This is a genomic window from Leucobacter sp. OH1287, assembly GCF_003859945.1.
In the GTDB taxonomy this organism is placed as follows: Bacteria; Actinomycetota; Actinomycetes; order Actinomycetales; family Microbacteriaceae; genus Canibacter.
On the sequence record NZ_RQYM01000003.1, the window covers coordinates 49193 to 67773 of the forward strand.

An 18581-nucleotide genomic window follows, 5' to 3' on the forward strand; every position below is an offset into this window, starting at 1 on the left:
CTTTTTGTTTCTAGCTACTGGTTGGCTTTCACAAAACCGGTGACAGCGCTCTCAAACATGCGCAAACCGTCGAGACCGGAGCGCATCCGCTCCGCAGTGTTTGGACCAAACCCTGGCTCAACCGCGTGCTCCGGGTGAGGCATCAGGCCAACAACGTTGCCTGCCTCGTTGGTGATCCCGGCAATATCGTTGAGTGAACCGTTCGGGTTAACATCCTGGTAGCGGAACACAACCAGACCCTCACCCTCGATCCGCTTGAGTGTTTCTTCGTTGGCGATGTAGCCACCGTCAGCGTTCTTCAGCGGGATAAGAATCTCCTCGCCCTGCGCAAACTGGTTTGTCCAGGCGGTTTGATTGTTTTCGACGATGAGTTTCTGATCCCGTCGAATAAACTGCTGGTGGGCGTTGCGGATAAGACCGCCCGGGAGCAGGTGAGACTCAACAAGGATCTGGAACCCGTTACAGATACCGAGCACGGGCAGACCCTTACCGGCCGCTACAACAACCTCGGTCATAATCGGTGCGATTGCCGCGATTGCTCCGGGACGAAGATAGTCGCCGTAGCTGAATCCACCCGGCAAAACAACGGCGTCTACGCCCTGCAGGTCATGGTCGCCGTGCCACAGTGGCACAGCGGTTGCGCCAGCGCGAACGATTGCGCGTTGCGCGTCACGGTCGTCGAGCGAACCGGGGAAGGTGACAACTCCGACGCGCATTACTCTGCTACCTCAGCAACCGATACAACATCCTCAATCACCTGGTTTGACAGCACCTCATCGGCGATTTTGCGTGCCTGCTCAATAACCTCCGGGGTTACCTCACCGTCATAGTGCAGTTCAAAACGCTTACCGACCCGCACATCGTGGAACTGGGCATTGCCGCCACGCGCTAACGCACCGGAAATCGCCTTCCCCTGCGGGTCCAAAAGCTCAGCTTTCGGCATTACCTCAACAACGATTTTTGCCACAGTCTACTCCTTAAAGACTCTGTGTTCGATACGGTTTTATTTTACATTGTCAGCTTCGCAGTTAAACCCCTTAAAAACAAAGCTGTCTGGTCGATGTTCTATACTGTTTCGCCGGTGAGCAGGTTAAACAGCTCCTGATAGCGCTCCCGAGTCAGCTCCACAATCTCGGCGGGCAGCTCCGGCGGTGTGCCCTTGCGATCCCAGTTCGCAAGCAGCCAGTTACGCACAATCTGTTTATCAAAGCTTGCCAGGCGGGCGGATCCGCTCTCGCTCTCATAGGTGGTTTTATCCCAGTAACGGCTTGAGTCGCTGGTTAGAACCTCGTCCGCGATGGTTAGAACTCCGTCCTCATCAACACCGAACTCGAACTTGGTGTCGGCGAGGATAACACCGCGCTCAGCCGCAATCTCGCGAGCGGCGGTGAAGATCTTGAGCGAGCGCTGTTTCAGGGCGGCAGCGTGATCCGCGCCAACCAGCTCAACAACCTGTTGATAGGTGATGTTTTCGTCATGTTCACCCTGCGGCGCCTTATACGCGGGGGTGAAAATCGGGGTTTCAAGCAGGTCGCCATCGCTCAGACCAGCGGGCAGCTGGATCCCGCACACCGCCCCGGTCTCACGGTATTCGGCATACCCAGACCCGGTGATTGCCCCGCGCACAACACACTCAACCGGCAGCATCGTCAGTTTTTTAACGACGACGGCGCGGTCGCTAACCTCTGCGGGTGGATCCACATCGGTGAGGTGATTTGGCATGTCGATGCGCTTAAACCACCATTTTGAGAGCTCGGTTAAAAGCGACCCTTTGCCCGGAATCTCGGGCTCAAGCAGGTGATCGAAGGCGCTAACCCTGTTGCTCGCAACAAGCAACAGGGTGCTCGCCTCGGCAACGGACTGGCCCGCGGGGGTGTAGAGGTCGCGAACTTTGCCGGACGCGAGGTGTGACCAACCGGGCAGCTGCGGGGTTTCGCTAGAAGCTGTGCTTAGACTATTCACCCTTCTATTTTGCCAGTTTTGCTGGTTTTGTGCTGGCGTCTGCGTGACTTTTTGCTGAGTCTATTCGGTTTTTGCTGATTGCGGTACACGCGAGCGGTTTTGTATCACTAAAATTAGAAATAACTGCTTGTTGGAGGTGTAAATGATCCCTGTTGGACCCGTTGTTGTGCGTGCGCAAATCGCGGCTACCCGCGACAGTGTTTGGGCTGCTCTCGTGCAGCAATCCTGGTATGCGGATCTAAAGTTTGCCCGCGAGCTGTTTGGAGAGGCCACAATCTCGGGATCACGCGAGGCAAGCGGCAAGGTCGACGTTTGGGTTCCCGGGCACGTGCTCGGCTTCAAATGGGCCGGTGAAGGCGAAAAACCAACCGCTGTTTTGGTGACGCTTCGTAGCCGTGGAGACAGCACCGACCTAACCCTCACCGAAACAGGGTTTGACGCCCTCGAAAACGGCGCGCAGGTTGCCGCCGCCGCGCAGCTCGGCTGGGATGCCGCGTTTGCGCGACTGGCTGAGACTGACTTCGCTGCCGCGCTCGCCGGTGATTCCCCGGTGGATGAGGATTCCCCGGTGGATGAGGAAGCTCCTGCTGCAGATGCTGCCGCGGCGGATGCTGTGGCGGATGCTGCTCCAGCGGACGAAGACGCTGACGGCATCGATGATGCCCCGGCGGATGAGATCGCCTCGGTCGCAGAGGTTGAGGCCGAGCCCGCCGACGCTGAAACTGAGCCCGCCGATGATGAGACTGAGGCCGAGCCCGCTGAGGCCGAGCCTGTTGAGGCTGAGTCTGTTGACGCGGTTGTTGAACCTGTTGACGCAGATATAGATGCTGAGCCGATCGAGCCGATTGAGCAGGTCGAAAGCGTCGAGCCAATCGAGCCGAGCGTGACCGCAGAGCCGGTTGAGTCTGCCGCGGCTCCCGAGGCAGAGGACAGCGCTGAGAAGGAGATCGCCGAGAAGGAGATCGCCGAGGAGCAGGTAAACACCGAGCAGCAGGCCAGCGCCGAGGAGTTGAGCAGCGACACTAACCCGATCCCGGTTGTGGATCCGCTGCTGCTGCCACAGCCACCCGCCGACTGGCAGGAGGACAAGGACCCTAGCATTTCAGAACACCCTTCCTCCGGCGCCGCAACCCCTGAGGCCGCAGCGGTAGCAGTCGACAACACCCAAGCGGGCAGCGCCGTCGCAGACCCTGTTGAGGAGGACTACGACGATGGCGACGAGCTGGAAGAAGACGGTCTCGCGGTCTTTGATCAACTGCTGGCGGGTGATCCAGAGGAAGATGAACTTGCAGAGCAGGCAGGCGGCAATGCCGGAAGGCACCGTGCAAAATCACCTCAGCGGACAACCGCCGGAATCTACGACGACGCTGAAACTAAAGACGCCAAGAAGCGCTGGTGGCAGCGCTAACCCGGATTAGCCCGCCGCACTAGCAGGCTTAGCAGGCAGCGCTAAACCGGGTCAGCCAACAACGCTAAACCGGATCAGCCCGTCGTACTAAAAATCTGGGTGCAGGCCGCACGCGCCCCGCACCCCAGATTCTAGCCTCGAAGGGCTTTAAAGATTAGCGGCTTTTGCCGCAATATCGCTGCGGTGCTGTCCGCCCTCAAGTTTGATCTCAGCGAGTGCTTTATAGGCAAGCTCGCGCGCAGCGGCGATGCTTGCCGCCCTGCCGACAACGCCGAGCACACGACCGCCTGTTGCGATCCACCGATTATCGGAGATAGCGGTTGCGGCGTGCACCACGCTAACACCCTCGTGAGCAGCGGCCTCGGCAAGGCCGGTTAGTTCACGGCCGGTGACAGCGGTTGCCGGGTAGCCCTCGCTTGCCAACACAACAATCACGGCCGCGTCATCCTGGAACTGCGGGTTTGGCAGTTTGTCGAGCGAACCGGTTGCGGAGGCGAGCAGGTACTCGCTGAGCGGGCTCTGCAGTCGGGCGAGCACAACCTGCGTCTCGGGATCCCCAAAGCGCGCATTGAACTCGATAACTTTAATACCCTTCGCGGTGACAATCAGGCCGCAGTAGAGCAGTCCAACAAACGGTGTGCCCTGCTCGGCGAGCTGGCGAACGGTCGGCAGCGCGATTGTGTCGGTCACCTCCTGCACAAAATCGTCCGCAACCCACGGCAGCGGTGAGTAGGCACCCATGCCGCCCGTGTTCGGACCCTCGTCGTTGTCGAAGATCCGCTTAAAATCCTGCGCGGGTGACAGCGGGCGAACAGTTTTACCGTCTGAGAAGAAGAACAGCGAAACCTCTTGCCCGTCAAGGAACTCCTCAGCCAGCACCTCGCCCTGCGGAGCCCAGTGCGCAATGTGCTCAAGCGCCGCATCACGGTCGCTGGTTACGAGCACACCCTTGCCCGCCGCAAGCCCGTCAGCCTTCACAACATACGGTGCACCAAAACGGTTAAGCACCTCGGCCGCGTTCTCAACGGTCACCGGCTCGGCAGCACCGGTTGGCACACCGGCGGCGTCCATAACAGCCTTCGCAAACGCCTTCGATCCCTCAAGCTGCGCGGCGGCTTTATCGGGGCCAAACACCGGCACACCGGCCTCCCTGAGCGGATCCGCAACCCCCGCAACCAGCGGTGCTTCAGGGCCGATAACCACCAGGTCGAAGCCCTCAGCGGCAACGAACTCGGCGACGGCGGCCGGGTTTACGTAGTCGAGCTCACGCACCTCAGCGCCGCTCGCTGCGATTCCGGCGTTGCCGGGCGCGCAAACAATCTGGTGGGCGGGAGACTCTTGGAGCAGAGACAGGACGATGGCGTGCTCACGGGCACCTGAACCTAAAACTAAAATCTTCACAGTTTAAGTCTAGCTGGCGCGGTACGCTTGTGTCATGGCGAGACGAAAAATATCGCACCAGCAAGGGATTGCGGCGGTGCAGGCGGTAATCGGCAGCGGCGCACTGGGCTCCGGCGGTGGTGCTGGCGCGGCTGGCTCCGGCGGTTCCGTTGGCTCCGGCGGCGGGGTGGATCCAGCCGCACCGCCCGCGGCTGCCCCCACGCGCCAGGAACTTGCGACCGCAACACGCTACCTGCTTGAGGAGCTCGCGGCGGTTGTTCCGGGCGCGACCGTTGAGGTGCGCGTACCACCGTTTGGTGCGGTGCAGTGTGTCGCGGGGCCGAGACACACGAGGGGGACTCCGCCGAACACGGTTGAGATGGATCCGCTAACCTGGATTGCTGTTGCGACCGGGCTGAGCGCGTGGGGCGACGGCGTGCAGAACGCGAATATTAGGATGTCTGGCGTGAGAGCTGATATTTCAGAGGTTTTACCGCTTGTGAGCGCCGAGCGGTTGCGGGGTGTGTAAACCCGCTCAGCAGAAGATGGCAGAATAGAAGTATGACAGAAAACACCGATAAGCCTGAGCCGCAAGTTACCAGCACCGAGGTGCAGGTAACGGTTGCACGGTCGGTGCGGTACAACCGTTTGCTGCTGGTTGGTGCGGTGTTTGGGGCTGTTATAGCGGTGCTTGTGACCACGCTGTTTCCGGTTGTTCCGGAGGGGCACTACACCCTCTCTGAGGTTGTTGGTTTTATGGGAATCCTGGGTGCCGCCGCGGGGCTTTTGTGCGGTGGTATTTTAGGGCTGATCCTGAACCTGTTTGCGAAGAGAAAACAGGGGACAGCTACTGCTATTCAGGAAGATGTGAGATAATCGGCTGCAGGTAACGGACGGAGAAATAATATGCCTTGGGGAAACATCGGCGGTTGGCACTTCCTTATTATTCTGCTTGTGATTCTGCTGCTGTTTGGTGCTCCAAAACTTCCGCAACTGGCTAAGAGCCTGGGGCAGTCGGCAAAGATTCTGAAGAAAGAGGTTAGCGACCTCACCGACGATAAGGACGCTGGCCAGCAGGTAAACAACGCTGCGCAGGACGGCACCGTGCAGAATAATCCCGTGCAGAACAACGTCGTGCAGAATAATTCCGCGCAGAATAACGCTGCTCCAAATAATGCAGCGCAGCAGCCGACCCAGCAGGGTGGATCAGACAACAACGCTGCCTAAGCGTAAAAGGCTACCGCTTCTGTGGGTTGCTTAAGCGTACACGGATACCGCGCCTGCGGGATGCCAAAGCGCTAATAAGCTAACGCTGCTGGTGCGGTGGTTAGACTGCGCCTAGCTCTGCTGGTTGTTCTCAACCCAGCTGAGGTATTCAGCGTCCACGTTGCCGGCGAGGTAAACACCGGTGAAGCAGCTTTCTTCAAGCTGTTTGATCTCGGTCTGCTCGCCCAGGATGGCGCGGTTCATACCCTCAACGGTCTGGTAGACAAGGTGATCCGCACCGATTGCCTCAGCGATCTCTTCGTAGCTGCGACCGTGTGCGATTAGCTCCTTACTGGTTGGCATGTTGATGCCGTAAACGTGCGGGTGCACAACCGGTGGCGCAGCCGACGCAAAAATAACCTTCTTGGCGCCCGCTGCACGCGCCATATCGACGATCTCTTTTGAGGTTGTGCCGCGCACAATTGAGTCGTCTACGATCAGCACGTTCTTACCCTCAAACTCGTAGCGCATCGCATTGAGCTTCTGCCTGACGCTCTTTTTACGCACTGCCTGACCGGGCATAATGAAGGTGCGGCCGACGTAGCGGTTTTTGAAGAAACCCTCACGATACTGGATACCGAGACGGTGCGCAACCTGCATCGCACTCGGCCGGGCAGAGTCAGGAATCGGCATCACAACATCGATTTCGCTAACGTCTAGCTGCTTCGCGATCTCCTCCGCGAGCACATCGCCGAGCCGTAGCCTGGCGTCATAAACCGAGATACCGTTAACAACCGAGTCGGGCCGTGCCAGGTAAACATACTCGAAAGCGCAAGGCGCATACTCCGGCAGTTCGCTCGCACACTGTTTGCTGTGCAGCTGACCGTCAACGGTGATAAACACCGCCTCACCGGGCGCAACATCGCGTTCGATGGTGTACTCTCCGGACTCTAAAACAAGCGACTCGGAGGCAACAACCCACTCGTCTTTACCTGCCTCGGTTGTGCGCTTGCCGAGCACCAGCGGGCGGATCCCGTGCGGATCCCGGAATGCTAAGAGCCCGTAACCAGCGATCATCGCGATCGCCGCGTAGGATCCCTCAACCCGCTTGTGCAGTTTCGAGACGGCGTTGAAGATCTGTTCCGGGGTGAGCGCCATCCCGTCCACCTGTTTTTGCAGCTCGTTTGCGAGGACGTTGAGAAGCAGCTCGGTGTCACTGTCGGTGTTGAGGTGGCGGCGATCCACCTGATAGAGCTCGGAGGTTAGCTCGCGGGTGTTAACCAGATTGCCGTTGTGTACCAAGATGATGCCGTATGGCGCGTTAACGTAAAACGGCTGTGCCTCCTGCTCCTGGGCTGCGCTGCCGCGGGTGGCGTAGCGGACGTGGCCGAGGCCAACGTTGCCGAGCAGGCTGCGCATATCGCGGGTGCGGTACGCCTCACGCACCTGCCCTGAGGCTTTAACCATGTGAAAATGTTGCCCGTCAGCGGTTGCAATACCGGTTGAGTCTTGACCTCGATGCTGCAGCAACAGCAGGCTGTCATAGATTTGCTGGTTTACTGGCTCGGTTGAGACAATTCCGACAATACCGCACATAGTTTTGGGTCTTTCATCTTGGCGTGGAAGAGCTACTTAATTTTCTCACATTTTTGCTCGATTTAAGAACCTCAATCGGCTAGGTGCTATAGGATGAAACTATGAGCGAAGGCGGACTTTACGCAAAATCTGGTGTTGATACGGCAGCCGGCGATCTCGCCGTTGAACTGATGCGGTCAGCGGTTGCAAAAACGCACGGCCCCGAGGTGTTCGGGGGAGTTGGTGGCTTTGCCGGTTTGTTTGATGCCTCCGCGCTAAAAGACTACAGGCGCCCGCTGCTCGCCAGCGCAACCGACGGTGTTGGCACAAAGGTCGCCATTGCACAGGCTATCGACAAACACGACACAATCGGGCAGGACCTGGTTGCGATGATCGTCGACGACATCGTTGTTGTCGGTGCTAAACCGCTCGCGATGACCGACTATATTGCTTGTGGCAAGCTCGTTCCTGAGCGGATCGCCGACATCGTCCGCGGAATCGCTGAGGCGTGCGCGGCAACCGGCACCGCCCTCGTCGGCGGTGAGACCGCAGAACACCCGGGTCTTTTGGGCGTTGACGAGTATGACGTTGCGGGCGCAGCCTTCGGCGTTGTTGAGGCGGATGAACTGCTCGGCCCTGACCGGGTGCGCGACGACGATGTACTGATCGCGATGGAGTCGTCGGGTCTGCACTCTAACGGTTTCTCGCTGGTGCGTGCGATGCTCGCAGAGCACTCACTCAAATACACCGATCACGCCGCTGATCTGGGAACAACCTACGGCGAGGCGCTGCTCACACCAACCCGCCTCTACACATCACCACTTTTGGAGCTGCTGCAGCAGCATCCCGGCGCTGTGCACGCGCTGAGCCACATCACCGGCGGCGGTCTCGCAGCCAACGTTGCGCGCGTGCTGCCCGCTGGCAGCTGGGCCGAGGTGGATCGTGGCACCTGGTCGCCATTGCCAGTGTTTAGGCACCTGGTTGCTCTGGGTGGCCACAGCCTGGCTGACGTTGAGGGCGCATGGAACCTCGGCGTTGGTATGGTTGCGGTTGTTGCCGAGGATGCAGCAGCGCCTGTTATTGAGTCGCTGAACGGATCCGGCATCAAAGCCTGGCAGTTCGGCACCGTGCAGACCGGTGAGCGTGACCTGACCGGTTTTGAGCAGGGTGCAAAGGGCGTTGACGGCGGCGCAGTGCAGCTGGTTGGCAGCTACGCACAGTAGTTTCGGTGTCGGCTGGCTTGTGCTGCCAGCCGGTTAAAGTCTGCGTGAGCCGCTATTTGCGTGAGCAGCTATTTGCGTGAGCCGCTTGAGAGCGAATCCTCTTGTTCGTCACTCACACGGTCGTCGCCGATGTGATCCTCATCGGAGTATTCGTCGTCATTGTACTTTGCAGCGTACTCTGCCCAGGGATCATCGAAATCATCCTGCGGAGCAGCGCTGTGAAGCTCTCGCTCCAGTTCTGAAAGGTCTGTGTTCGGGCTGAAATACTTCAGCTGACGAGCTACCTTGGTGTGCTTTGCTTTTTGACGGCCGCGCCCCACGCGTGACCCCCTTTACACAACAGGCCGCGGTGCGTGGATCGCGGCGAAACTAGAAACAAAAAAATAGACGTATGGCGAAGAGTATAGCACGGTTCCTGCCTGATTGTTAAACTGGTTAGTGTGAAAAAGAAGCTGTGGATAAGCGTGATCGCAATCGCCGCGTGCGTTGTGATTGGCTTTGTCGCGGCTGTGCTTATTCCGATTCTTACACACCAAAACGGCGGCGCTTCTGGTTACACAGAAACCACCGCTGAGGGCGCGAGACTGGTCGCGAAGGGCGATGACGGTAGGACGAGAACGCTGGAGGCCCGAGACAGTTCCGGTGAGCTGCTCGATGTGACGCGGATCCGCCCCGGAGAGAAGATTGTGGTGCGGGGCAGCGGCTACAATCCAGACATCGGCATCTATGTGAGTTTCTGTCGGATCCCGGAGGCGGAGGGCGCCAAGTTTACGCCCTGTCTGGGGGAGGTGCCGGCGTCGGAGGAGGAGGCTGAAGCGCAAAACAGTGAGGGTGGCGAGGGTTCAAGCGCCTGGATCACCAACGATTTTGTTTGGCGGGTGTTTGCGACCGGGCAGTTTCAGCCGGACGGTAGTTTTGAAGCGCACCTGATAATTCCCGAGAGCAGCGGTAACGGTGTCGACTGCCGGAAAGAGCAGTGCGGGCTGGTGACGAGGGCGGATCACACCGCGAGCGGTGACAGGATTCAGGACATGGCGATTCCGCTGCAGTTCACAGAATAGCGGCGCACCAGTTAAAAAGCTGCTACACTTATAAGGTTGGCTTCTGCGCAATTAACGGGATACGCGGCGGGGGTCATTTTGTTTATTGATCTCCCGGCCAAAGTCGCGGGTTAGACTGCTGTGTGTTTGTGGGTTGGTGCTCCAACTCAACCAGGATTGTGCGTCTAAGGTGTGTATTGCACCAAAGCGCGCTGATTTTTGCTGTGCACAGCATGCGCATTTTAGAAAGAAGCATAAAGAGTATGGCGAAAAAGCCAAAGCGGGGTTTTAAAGCCCCTAAAAACTATGAGCCCAATCGCGGCAAAAAACAGCACCGCAAGGGTGGAAACAGGGCTGCTACCGGCGGCCGCCGAGGCTACGGTGATGACTTCGCGGATCGACGCGAGCAGCGTTTCTCTGACCGTGGCAAGTTCGGGTATCGCGCTGACCGTCAGCCCGGACGCTATGCGGATCACGGCACCCGCGGTGGTTTCCGAGGTGACCACCTTGATGAGCGCCGTGGCAGCGACTACCGCCGGGATTACCGCGGAGAAGGCCGCGGGGAACGTCGTCACGACTTCCGTGGGGAGCGTCATCACGACTTCCGTGGGGAGCGCCGAGAGGATTTCCGTTTCGACAGGCGGGACGACTATCGCGGTGATCGCCGCACCGACTATCGGGGAGAGGATCGCCGGGAGCGCCGCGACGACTACCGTGGTGAGGCTCGCCGGGAGCGCCGCGAGTTTGGGCGCCGGAACTTCGAGCAGCGCGATCGCCAAGGATTCGAGCGTGATAGGGCGGATCGCTGGGGCGGTGAACGCTCAGGCCGTGACCGGGACTTCCGGGAAGAGCGCGACTTTCAACGGCACGAGGCCAACCGCTTCAGCAACGCCCGTAAAAAACAGCGCGGTGACCGCGGCGCCTGGTCAGATTTTAGTCCGAACCGGCACCGTGATGGCGGATCCACCCGCGGCGCAAAACAGGGCGGCTACCAGCCACCCGAGGATGTGGTGCTTGACAGGTTAGAGGCGAAGCAGACCAGCGCGGCCGATGTGGTTGACAGCACCTTCGCCGATCTCGGGCTGGGCGCTGGGATTGTTGAGGCGCTCGCGGAACTGGGCGCGACCAAGCCGTTCCCGATTCAGGCGGCAACTATTCCTGACGTGCTGTCGGGCGTTGACGTGCTCGGGCGCGGACGCACCGGATCCGGCAAAACCATCGCGTTTGGTGCGTCGCTGATTGAGCGGTTGCTACAGCTGAAATCCGAGGGCCTGTTTGATAATGATCCATCCCGCCCGAAGCGTAAACGCGTGGTTAATGAGCGGCGTGAACGCACCCAGGGCCGTGCCCCGAAGGCGCTGATTTTAGCGCCAACTCGCGAGCTTGCCCTGCAGATTGACCGCACTGTGCAGCCGATTGCACGCGCGGTTGGGTTCTTCACAACCCAGGTTGTTGGCGGTGCTCCGATTGAACGGCAGCAGCACGCGCTGCGCCGCGGCGTCGATATTGTTGTTGGCACACCGGGTCGGGTTGAGGATCTGATTGAGCGCGGCGACCTGCAGATTGGGCAGGTGGCGATTGCGGTGCTTGACGAGGCGGATCACATGGCGGAGCTCGGGTTTGTTGAGCCGGTGCAGCGGATCCTGCGGGGCATCGCGCCAAACTCGCAGAAGCTGCTGTTTTCGGCGACGCTTGACCAGCAGGTTGCGAAGCTGGTTAGTGAATTCCTACAGGATCCGGCGGTGCACGAGGTTGCTGGTGAGGCTCACGGCAATATCGACCACCATGTGCTTGTTGTTTTGCGTGAGGATAAAGACGAGGTGCTGCAGGAGCTGGTGCGCGGCGCAACCGGTCCGACGATTGTGTTCACTCGCACACGCGCATACGCTGAAATGGTGCGGGAGTTGTGCGAGGATGCCGGTGTTATGGCGGTTGATTTGCACGGCAATCTCAACCAGAATCGCCGTGAGCGCAACCTGAAACGCTTCACCGACGGCAAGGTTAATGTGCTGGTTGCAACCGATGTTGCGGCGCGAGGCATTCACGTTGATGATGTGGCGCTGGTTGTGCAGGCGGATCCGCCAGACGACTACAAGAGCTATCTTCACCGTGCCGGTCGCACCGGCCGTGCCGGTCGCGATGGCACAGTTGTGACGGTTATTCCGCGCAATCGCAGGCGTCGCACCGAGCAGCTGTTTAAGAACGCGCAGCTTGAACCGGCATACTTCGGCGATTTTGAGCCGGGGGATCAGCAGGACTGGGCAGCCTAGCAGCTAGGCCGCACGCAGCCCGGAATATATTGCAGCAAGCTACAACAAAAAACTGTTTAGTTTGTAGGATTCCTCCAAAATATCTCCGCTGGGGAGTGATAAACTTGTGTCACCCAGCGGAGATATTTGCGTCTTTGGGGTGGGTTGCGTATCGTTTCTAAGCAAAGCCGCAAAGCAGCAACACAACAGCGCAGGTTAGAGCGCAGAAACGACGGTGCAAAATGACACAGCAAAACAGCAAAACCGCTGCTGACAACACTGAAGTTAGCAGCAAAGAGGCAGCAGGATCCGCGCCAAAAATTGATATTGCCGCGGTTAATGACGCGCTCATGGGCAAGTGGAAGAAGGAGCGGCTGGAGTCGCGCGCGGTTGCCTCAGACAGTAAATACCACACGGTTTACGGGCTCAGCCTTGAAGAGAATCGCGATCTGACACTTAAACGCCTGCAGTATCTCGCTGATGCGGGGGCGGTGCAGCGCGCCTTCCCGGTTGAATACGGTGGATCCGACAACCAGGGCGGTAACCTGGCTGCGTTCGGCGAGCTGGTTTTTGCGGATCCGTCACTGCAGATCAAAAGCGGTGTGCAGTGGGGTCTGTTTGGGGCGGCGATTCTGCACCTCGGCACCAAACCACACCACGATAAATGGCTGCCGGATGTGCTCACCCTGAAGCTGCCCGGTGCCTTCGCGATGACGGAGATCGGTCACGGCTCCGATGTTGCCTCCATCGCAACAACGGCGACCTATGATCCTGAGACGGAGGAGTTTGAGATCCACACCCCGTATCGTGCGGCGTGGAAGGAGTTCCTCGGCAACGCAGCACTGCACGGGCAGGCTGCGGTTGTGTTCGCGCAGCTGATCACCGGCGGCGTCAACTATGGTGTGCACGCGTTCTTCGTGCCGATCCGCACCCCGGAAGGGGAGCTGCTGCCCGGAGTTGGCGCGGAGGATGACGGTTACAAGGGCGGCCTCAACGGTATTGATAATGGGCGACTGCATTTTACTCACGTGCGGATCCCGCGCACCAACCTGCTTGACCGCTACGGCACCGTTGCTGCTGACGGCAGCTACAGTTCACCGATTAAATCACCCGGTCGGAGATTCTTTACGATGCTTGGAGCGCTTGTGCAGGGGCGTGTTTCGCTCGACGGTGCCGCAGTTAATGTGATGCAGGCGGCGCTGACAATCGCGATTAAATACGGCAGTGAGCGGCGCCAGTTCCCGGGCGCAGACGGGAAAGAACGGGTGCTGCTGGATTACGGGCTCCACCAGCGACGGCTGCTGCCGCGACTGGCGCAGAGCTACGCGATGCAGTTTGCACACGAGAAACTGCTGCGATTCTTTGACGAGGTGTTCTCGGGTGTTAACGACACCGACACCTCTAGGCAGGATCTTGAAACCTTCGCGGCGGCGCTGAAACCGCTGTCGACCTGGGCAGCGCTCGACACACTGCAGACCGCCAGGGAGGCATGCGGCGGCGCCGGGTTTATTGCGAAGAACCGGCTGACCAGCTGGTATCAGGATCTTGATATCTACGTCACCTTTGAGGGCGACAACCATGTGCTGCTGCAGCTGGTGGGTAAGCGACTGCTGACCGACTTCGCTAAACAGTTCCAGGGTGAGAGCCCCCGTACCGTAGCCGCTAAGGTAGCGCAGCAGCGGGTTGCTGAGGGGATCGCTAAGTTTGGGCTGAGGCAGGTTGCGCAGGATGTTGCGGATCTTGGACAGACCTCCCGTGCGATTGACGCCCTGCAAAACCCTGAAACACAGCATCAGCTGCTGAGCCAGCGCGTCAACACCATGATTTCTGAGATTGCGTTCGCGATGCCAAAGACCAGAGACAAGGCAGCCAAAGAGGCGGCGTTTAACGCGAATCAGGCGAAACTGATTGCCGCGGCTAAGGCGCACGCTGAGCTTTTACAGTGGGAGGCGTTTACTGAGGCGGTTGAGCAGTTTAGCGGTGACACCCGCACGGTGATCACCTGGCTGCGTGATCTGTTTGCTTTCAAACTGTTTGAAGACAACGCCGCCTGGTACCTGCAGCACGGTATCCTCAGCGGACAGCGGGTTTCTGCGGTCACCGCCTACATTGACAGGCTGTGCCAGCGGATCCGCACCCAGGCTCTCGATTTAGTTGACGCCTTTGGGCTCACCGATGAACTGCTGCGCGCCGAGATAGCCACTGGAATTGAGGCGGAACGGCAGCGGGAGGCGCAGGAGTATGTTGAGAAACAGCGGCAGGACGGCAACCTGCCCGTGTCGGAGAAGTCGTTAAGCTAGGCGTGTAAATCCTGCCCCTAGTGCAGTAAAGAAATCCAGGCTCTGCTGAGTATACCCCGCTTAGCAGGGCCTGGTTTTTATATACGCTGTCGCGCCTCCCGCAGCCGCAACGCTAGGCGCTAACCGGCGAAATAGATAGACTGTTAGCTATGACAACGCGTGAACTCTATCCTGAAATCGAACCCTACGACCACGGTATGCTCGAGGTTGGCGACGGCCACAGCCTCTACTATGAGCAGTCAGGCAACCCCGATGGCAAACCGGTTGTTGCTGTGCACGGTGGGCCGGGCGGCGGCTCAACCGCGAGTATGCGCCGCTACTTCAATCCTGAGAAATATCGCATAGTCCTTTTCGACCAGCGCGGCTGCGGCAAATCACGGCCGCACGCGAGTGAACCCGACGCGGACCTGAGCGCCAACACAACCTGGCACCTCGTCGCCGACATTGAGATGCTGCGTGAGCACCTCGGCATCGACAAATGGCAGGTGTTTGGTGGATCCTGGGGCTCAACCCTCTCGCTCGCTTACGCCGAAACCCACACCGACAGGGTCACTGAGCTGGTTTTGCGTGGCATCTTCACACTCCGCGAATCAGAGCTCAGGTGGTTCTATCAGGAGGGTGCCTCACACCTTTTCCCGGATTTTTGGGAGACCTACCTGGAGCCGATCCCGGAGGAAGATCGCGACGATCTGATCGCTGCATACAACCGCAGGCTGTTTAACCCGGATACCGCTATCCACGTTCCGGCGGGGCTTGCCTGGTCCATCTGGGAGGCGAGCACAACCAGCCTCTTCGTTGACGAAAAATTCGTTAAACAGGCCGCTGAGGACGATTTCTGGTCGGTTGCTTTCGCCCGCATCGAAAACCACTTCTTCTTCAACAAGGGGTGGATGGAGGATGGTCAGCTGATCCGTGACGCGGTGAAGCTGAAAAACATTCCGACCGTGATCGTGCAGGGACGCTACGACGCCTGCACACCGCCGCAAACCGCCTGGGACCTGTACCGGCAGATGCCGCACGCAAAGTTTGTGATGGTGCCCGACGCCGGCCACGCCAGCATCGAACCGGGAATCAGAACCGCGCTTATGAACGCGACCGACGAGTTCGCTTCCCGGCAGTAGCCGACTTCCCGCCCTGCCGCCTCTGGTTCTTCTGCGCTGCACGCAAAAGCTGCTCGCCGCGTGAACCGGGCGGCGGGGTTTTCTTTGTGCTCTTTGCGCGCTGCACAGTAACCTTGCGGGCTTTGGGCGCGGATCCACCCACCGGCGCTGCCTGCCTGCTTGAGGCGGCGCGTCTACCTCGAAGAACCCCAACCAGGTTCTGCAGTTCATCACTGTTGTGCCTCTCCAACCAGACCGCCCAGATCGCGGTCTGTGCGAGACCGAGCTCGGAGGCGACGGGAATAACCCGCAGCTGTTTGTGTTTCGCGGTGTGGCGTGCCAGCGGCAGCGGCAGCAGGGCAGCGTCCTCACCGGTGGCGACCAGTTCAGCCAGTTCCGCCGCGGTGCGCGGTTCCCAGCTCGGATCCTGCCACGGCGAAGCCTTCGGCCACAGCGGATTGTGAGCCGGATGCTGGAGTAGTGTGACGCCGCGCAGCAGATTCAGGTCGCTGATCTCGGGAAGCTCACCAAGCTCCGCATCGGCGGTTGTAACGAGCGCAACAGCCTCGTCATACAGGCGAACCGCGTGCAGCGGATCCGCAAACCGCGGAGGTTCTGTGCTCGCGCCACGCACCAGCAGCAACCCGCCGCTCGCAAGCAGTTCCTGGCCGGCGGGGGAGTTGAGCGGTGACTCGTCTAGCGGCACAAGCTCCAAGGGGCTCTCGGGCTGCGCCTCCTGCCACCTTCTCGCCCACTTGGTGGGGGCGGATCCGCGCACAAACCCGAGCCGTAAACTACCCGACACCGCTAACACCCATCAGTTTGCCGATCGCAAACGTGACACCAACCGCGACCGTTCCGAGCACCAGCTGCCGGACAGCCCCGCCCATTAGCTTCCGCTTGCTGAATCTCGCGGCGAGCGCCCCGGCGATGAGCAGGCCGAATCCACCAAACGCTAAAGAAACCCAGACCGAGCTCAGCCCGAACAGGAACGGCAGCACCGGCACCAGCGCCCCGATGCTGAACGCGAAGAAGGAGGCGAGCGCGGCAACCAGCGGAGACTGGCGGTCGTCGAGGCTGAGACCGAGCTCGTTGGCGAGGTGAACACGCAGCGCGCTGTCGTGGTTGGCGTGCACCTCACGAGCCGCCTGTTTTGCGGTAGTTTCTGTCATACCGAGCTGTTTAAACTGGTCAGCAAGCTCCAGCTCCTCGCCGCGCGGGTTGCGTTTCAGCGCGTCACTTTCGACGCGCACCTCCGAGTCGAGCTGTTCGTTTTGGGTTTTCACCGAGGTGTATTCGCCGAGCGCCATAGACACACCGCCCGCGATCATGCCTGAAATGCCGGTTATCACCATGGTGCCTGGGCTGGCACCCGCTGCGGCAATGCCGGTGATTAGGCCGATGTTAGAGACAAGCCCGTCCATAGCGCCAAACACTGCTGGGCGCAGCCACCCCGCGCCAACATCGGCGTGTGAGTGATCGTAGATGTGGGGTTTTGCGATGTTCATTGCGGGCATGTTTTAACTCTAACAACTCTTCACGGTTTAGGGGATACTTTTTACAGCAGAATTTTGGCAACTGGGGGTAAGGTTGAGTGTTATGAACGTAATCATTAATCCAGAATTTAATCCGATTCCGTCTCTCGAGTCACCAGCGCAGGTGGAGCTCAAACCCAAAGCAGATAAAGACGCCACGGTCGCTGTTTTTGTCCCAGCTGAGGGAGATCTGCCCGCCGATGTTGCTGTCACCCGTGAGCAGCTCGCCGCCGCAGGTTTCAAGGGTAAAGCAGAGCAGAGCCTGGTGCTGCCAGGGGAGGTGACAAGGGTGCTTGTTGGTGTCGGCGAGGGTGTGAAAACCGTTGCCGATGCGCGTAACGCAGCAGCCGTTTTCGCTCGCGCGGCAGCAAAGAGCGACAGCCTGGCTCTCAACCTCGCAGAGCTAACCGGTGATCTCACCTCGGAGGCAGCCGCGCAGGCAGCCGTTGAGGGTGTTGTATTGGCACGCTACCGCTACGACGTGCTAAAAACCGAGGCTGACACCGTTTCGCTCAGCAAACTCATCGTTGTTTCTGACGATGAGGTAGCTAAGCAGGGAATTGACCGCGCCGCGGTGCTAACCCGCGCTGCGCTTTTGGCGCGCGATCTGGGCAATACTCCACCGCGCCACCTCAACGCCACACAGCTCGCCAAGATCGCAGAAAAGCTCGGTCCAGAGTTAGGTTTCACAGTTGAGGTGTTCGACCGTAAGCAGATTCAGGAGCTCGGCCTCGGCGGTCTTCTGGGTGTGAACGCCGGATCCGTTGAGGAACCGCGCCTTATCAAGGTCAGCTACAAACCAGCCGACGCAACCGGCCACCTGGGGCTTGTTGGTAAAGGTATTATGTACGATTCGGGTGGAATCAGCCTGAAGCCATCAAACGCTTCACACTGCTCCATGAAAATGGACATGATGGGCGCAGGCGCTGTACTCTCAGCAATGACTGCGCTGCGAGACCTTGGTGTGAAAACCGCGGTCACCGGCTGGCTGATGTGTACCGACAACATGCCCTCGGGTTCATCAACAAAACTTGGTGACGTGCTCATCATGCGCGGTGGTAAAACCGTAGAGGTGCGCAACACTGATGCCGAGGGTCGCCTCGTGCTGGGTGACGGTATCGCTCTCGCGGTAGAAGAGAAAGTTGACGCGGTTGTTGACATCGCAACTCTGACCGGTGCTGCAATGATGGCGCTGGGTGCTGAAACCGCTGCCGTGTTCGCAAACAACGACGAACTCGCTAAACAGCTGAAAACCGCGGCGGTTGCAACCGATGAGGTGGTTTGGCAGCTGCCGCTTGACTCGCGACTGCGCAAATCCATGAAGTCCAAGGTTGCTGACATCGCCAACATCGGAGGCAGCTACGGTGGTGCGATCACCGCGGCACTGTTCCTGCAGGAGTTCGCCGGCGACACTCCGTGGGGTCACCTCGATATTGCAGGGCCGATGGAGGTAGACAGCGATGACCTGTGGCGCAGCGCCGGATCCACCGGTTTCGGTGCGCGACTGCTGGCTGAGTTCGCACAGAACTTCACCAACCCGGGCGACCAGGTTAACGCCGGTGGTGTTCCGGGCGTGGGCGGCGAGTCAAAGTAGGTCGATCGC

At 59.4% G+C, this 18581-nt stretch carries 18 protein-coding genes; 10 read left to right on the forward strand and 8 right to left on the reverse strand.

From position 1 onward, the window contains the following. Window positions 1–14 precede the first annotated feature (14 nt). The 3 genes from purQ to EII30_RS02455 all read right to left on the reverse strand — a co-directional run bounded on the left by purQ (window position 15) and on the right by EII30_RS02455 (window position 1962). Window positions 15–716: a phosphoribosylformylglycinamidine synthase subunit PurQ gene (gene purQ / locus EII30_RS02445; RefSeq protein WP_124885750.1), complete on the reverse strand. Its 702-nt coding sequence runs from the start codon at window positions 714–716 to the stop codon at window positions 15–17. Then, window positions 716–967 carry a phosphoribosylformylglycinamidine synthase subunit PurS gene (locus EII30_RS02450; RefSeq protein WP_124885751.1) on the reverse strand — a complete coding sequence of 84 codons (252 nt, stop codon included), beginning with the start codon at window positions 965–967 and terminating at the stop codon, window positions 716–718. The genes purQ and EII30_RS02450 overlap by 1 nt, the downstream gene beginning before the upstream one ends. A gap of 98 nt (window positions 968–1065) precedes the next feature. Continuing rightward, entirely contained in the window at window positions 1066–1962 is an 897-nt protein-coding gene (locus tag EII30_RS02455) for a phosphoribosylaminoimidazolesuccinocarboxamide synthase (protein WP_124885752.1), read from the reverse strand. Window positions 1963–2104: 142 nt separating this feature from the next. On the opposite strand from EII30_RS02455, the gene EII30_RS02460 reads away from it, so the two are divergent. After that, a complete protein-coding gene (locus EII30_RS02460) occupies window positions 2105–3370 on the forward strand; it encodes an SRPBCC domain-containing protein (protein ID WP_124885753.1) in 1266 nt (421 codons plus the stop codon). 147 nt (window positions 3371–3517) lie between these two features. On the opposite strand, the gene purD is transcribed toward EII30_RS02460, so the two are convergent. Next, window positions 3518–4771 (reverse strand): phosphoribosylamine--glycine ligase, encoded by a 1254-nt coding sequence (gene purD / locus EII30_RS02465; RefSeq protein ID WP_124885754.1) that lies wholly within the window; start codon window positions 4769–4771, stop codon window positions 3518–3520. Between the two features lie 34 nt (window positions 4772–4805). Between purD and EII30_RS02470 the strand changes: the two genes are divergently transcribed. From EII30_RS02470 to tatA, 3 genes are read left to right on the forward strand one after another with little or no spacing between them, the layout of a single operon-like run. Then, window positions 4806–5279: a sterol carrier family protein gene (locus EII30_RS02470; RefSeq protein WP_124885755.1), complete on the forward strand. Its 474-nt coding sequence runs from the start codon at window positions 4806–4808 to the stop codon at window positions 5277–5279. Between the two features lie 32 nt (window positions 5280–5311). Further along, on the forward strand, window positions 5312–5626 hold the full coding sequence (locus EII30_RS02475) for a hypothetical protein (protein ID WP_124885756.1): 315 nt from the start codon (window positions 5312–5314) through the stop codon (window positions 5624–5626). A gap of 30 nt (window positions 5627–5656) precedes the next feature. Continuing rightward, complete coding sequence (gene tatA / locus EII30_RS02480) at window positions 5657–5977, forward strand: Sec-independent protein translocase subunit TatA (protein WP_124885757.1); 321 nt, start codon at window positions 5657–5659, stop codon at window positions 5975–5977. A gap of 111 nt (window positions 5978–6088) precedes the next feature. Here the strand turns inward: tatA and purF are convergent, their stop codons facing one another. Further along, window positions 6089–7552 (reverse strand): amidophosphoribosyltransferase, encoded by a 1464-nt coding sequence (gene purF, locus EII30_RS02485; protein ID WP_124885758.1) that lies wholly within the window; start codon window positions 7550–7552, stop codon window positions 6089–6091. Between the two features lie 101 nt (window positions 7553–7653). On the opposite strand from purF, the gene purM reads away from it, so the two are divergent. Beyond that, on the forward strand, window positions 7654–8754 hold the full coding sequence (gene purM / locus EII30_RS02490) for a phosphoribosylformylglycinamidine cyclo-ligase (protein ID WP_124885759.1): 1101 nt from the start codon (window positions 7654–7656) through the stop codon (window positions 8752–8754). A gap of 68 nt (window positions 8755–8822) precedes the next feature. On the opposite strand, the gene EII30_RS02495 is transcribed toward purM, so the two are convergent. Further along, complete coding sequence (locus EII30_RS02495; RefSeq protein WP_124885760.1) at window positions 8823–9074, reverse strand: DUF3073 domain-containing protein; 252 nt, start codon at window positions 9072–9074, stop codon at window positions 8823–8825. A gap of 120 nt (window positions 9075–9194) precedes the next feature. Here EII30_RS02495 and EII30_RS02500 point away from each other — a divergent pair, with 120 nt between their 5' ends. The 4 genes from EII30_RS02500 to pip all read left to right on the forward strand — a co-directional run bounded on the left by EII30_RS02500 (window position 9195) and on the right by pip (window position 15464). After that, on the forward strand, window positions 9195–9815 hold the full coding sequence (locus EII30_RS02500; protein ID WP_124885761.1) for a hypothetical protein: 621 nt from the start codon (window positions 9195–9197) through the stop codon (window positions 9813–9815). Between the two features lie 242 nt (window positions 9816–10057). Next, on the forward strand, window positions 10058–12064 hold the full coding sequence (locus EII30_RS02505) for a DEAD/DEAH box helicase (protein WP_233569249.1): 2007 nt from the start codon (window positions 10058–10060) through the stop codon (window positions 12062–12064). Between the two features lie 221 nt (window positions 12065–12285). After that, window positions 12286–14343 carry an acyl-CoA dehydrogenase gene (locus EII30_RS02510; RefSeq protein ID WP_124885763.1) on the forward strand — a complete coding sequence of 686 codons (2058 nt, stop codon included), beginning with the start codon at window positions 12286–12288 and terminating at the stop codon, window positions 14341–14343. Window positions 14344–14492: 149 nt separating this feature from the next. Beyond that, window positions 14493–15464, forward strand: a complete 972-nt coding sequence (gene pip / locus EII30_RS02515) for a prolyl aminopeptidase (RefSeq protein ID WP_124885764.1) — start codon at window positions 14493–14495, stop codon at window positions 15462–15464. On the opposite strand, the gene EII30_RS02520 is transcribed toward pip, so the two are convergent. Continuing rightward, window positions 15427–16248 (reverse strand): LysR family transcriptional regulator, encoded by an 822-nt coding sequence (locus EII30_RS02520; RefSeq protein ID WP_124885765.1) that lies wholly within the window; start codon window positions 16246–16248, stop codon window positions 15427–15429. The two genes, pip and EII30_RS02520, sit on opposite strands and share 38 nt — an antisense overlap. Further along, window positions 16238–16960, reverse strand: coding sequence for a VIT1/CCC1 transporter family protein (locus EII30_RS02525; protein WP_124885766.1), 723 nt, complete (start codon window positions 16958–16960; stop codon window positions 16238–16240). Before EII30_RS02525 ends, EII30_RS02520 begins: the two co-directional genes overlap by 11 nt. Before the next feature lie 82 nt (window positions 16961–17042). Between EII30_RS02525 and EII30_RS02530 the strand changes: the two genes are divergently transcribed. Beyond that, the gene (locus EII30_RS02530) at window positions 17043–18572 is read left to right on the forward strand and encodes a M17 family metallopeptidase (protein ID WP_124885767.1); all 1530 of its coding nucleotides are present in this window, start codon (window positions 17043–17045) and stop codon (window positions 18570–18572) included. Window positions 18573–18581: the final 9 nt, after the last annotated feature.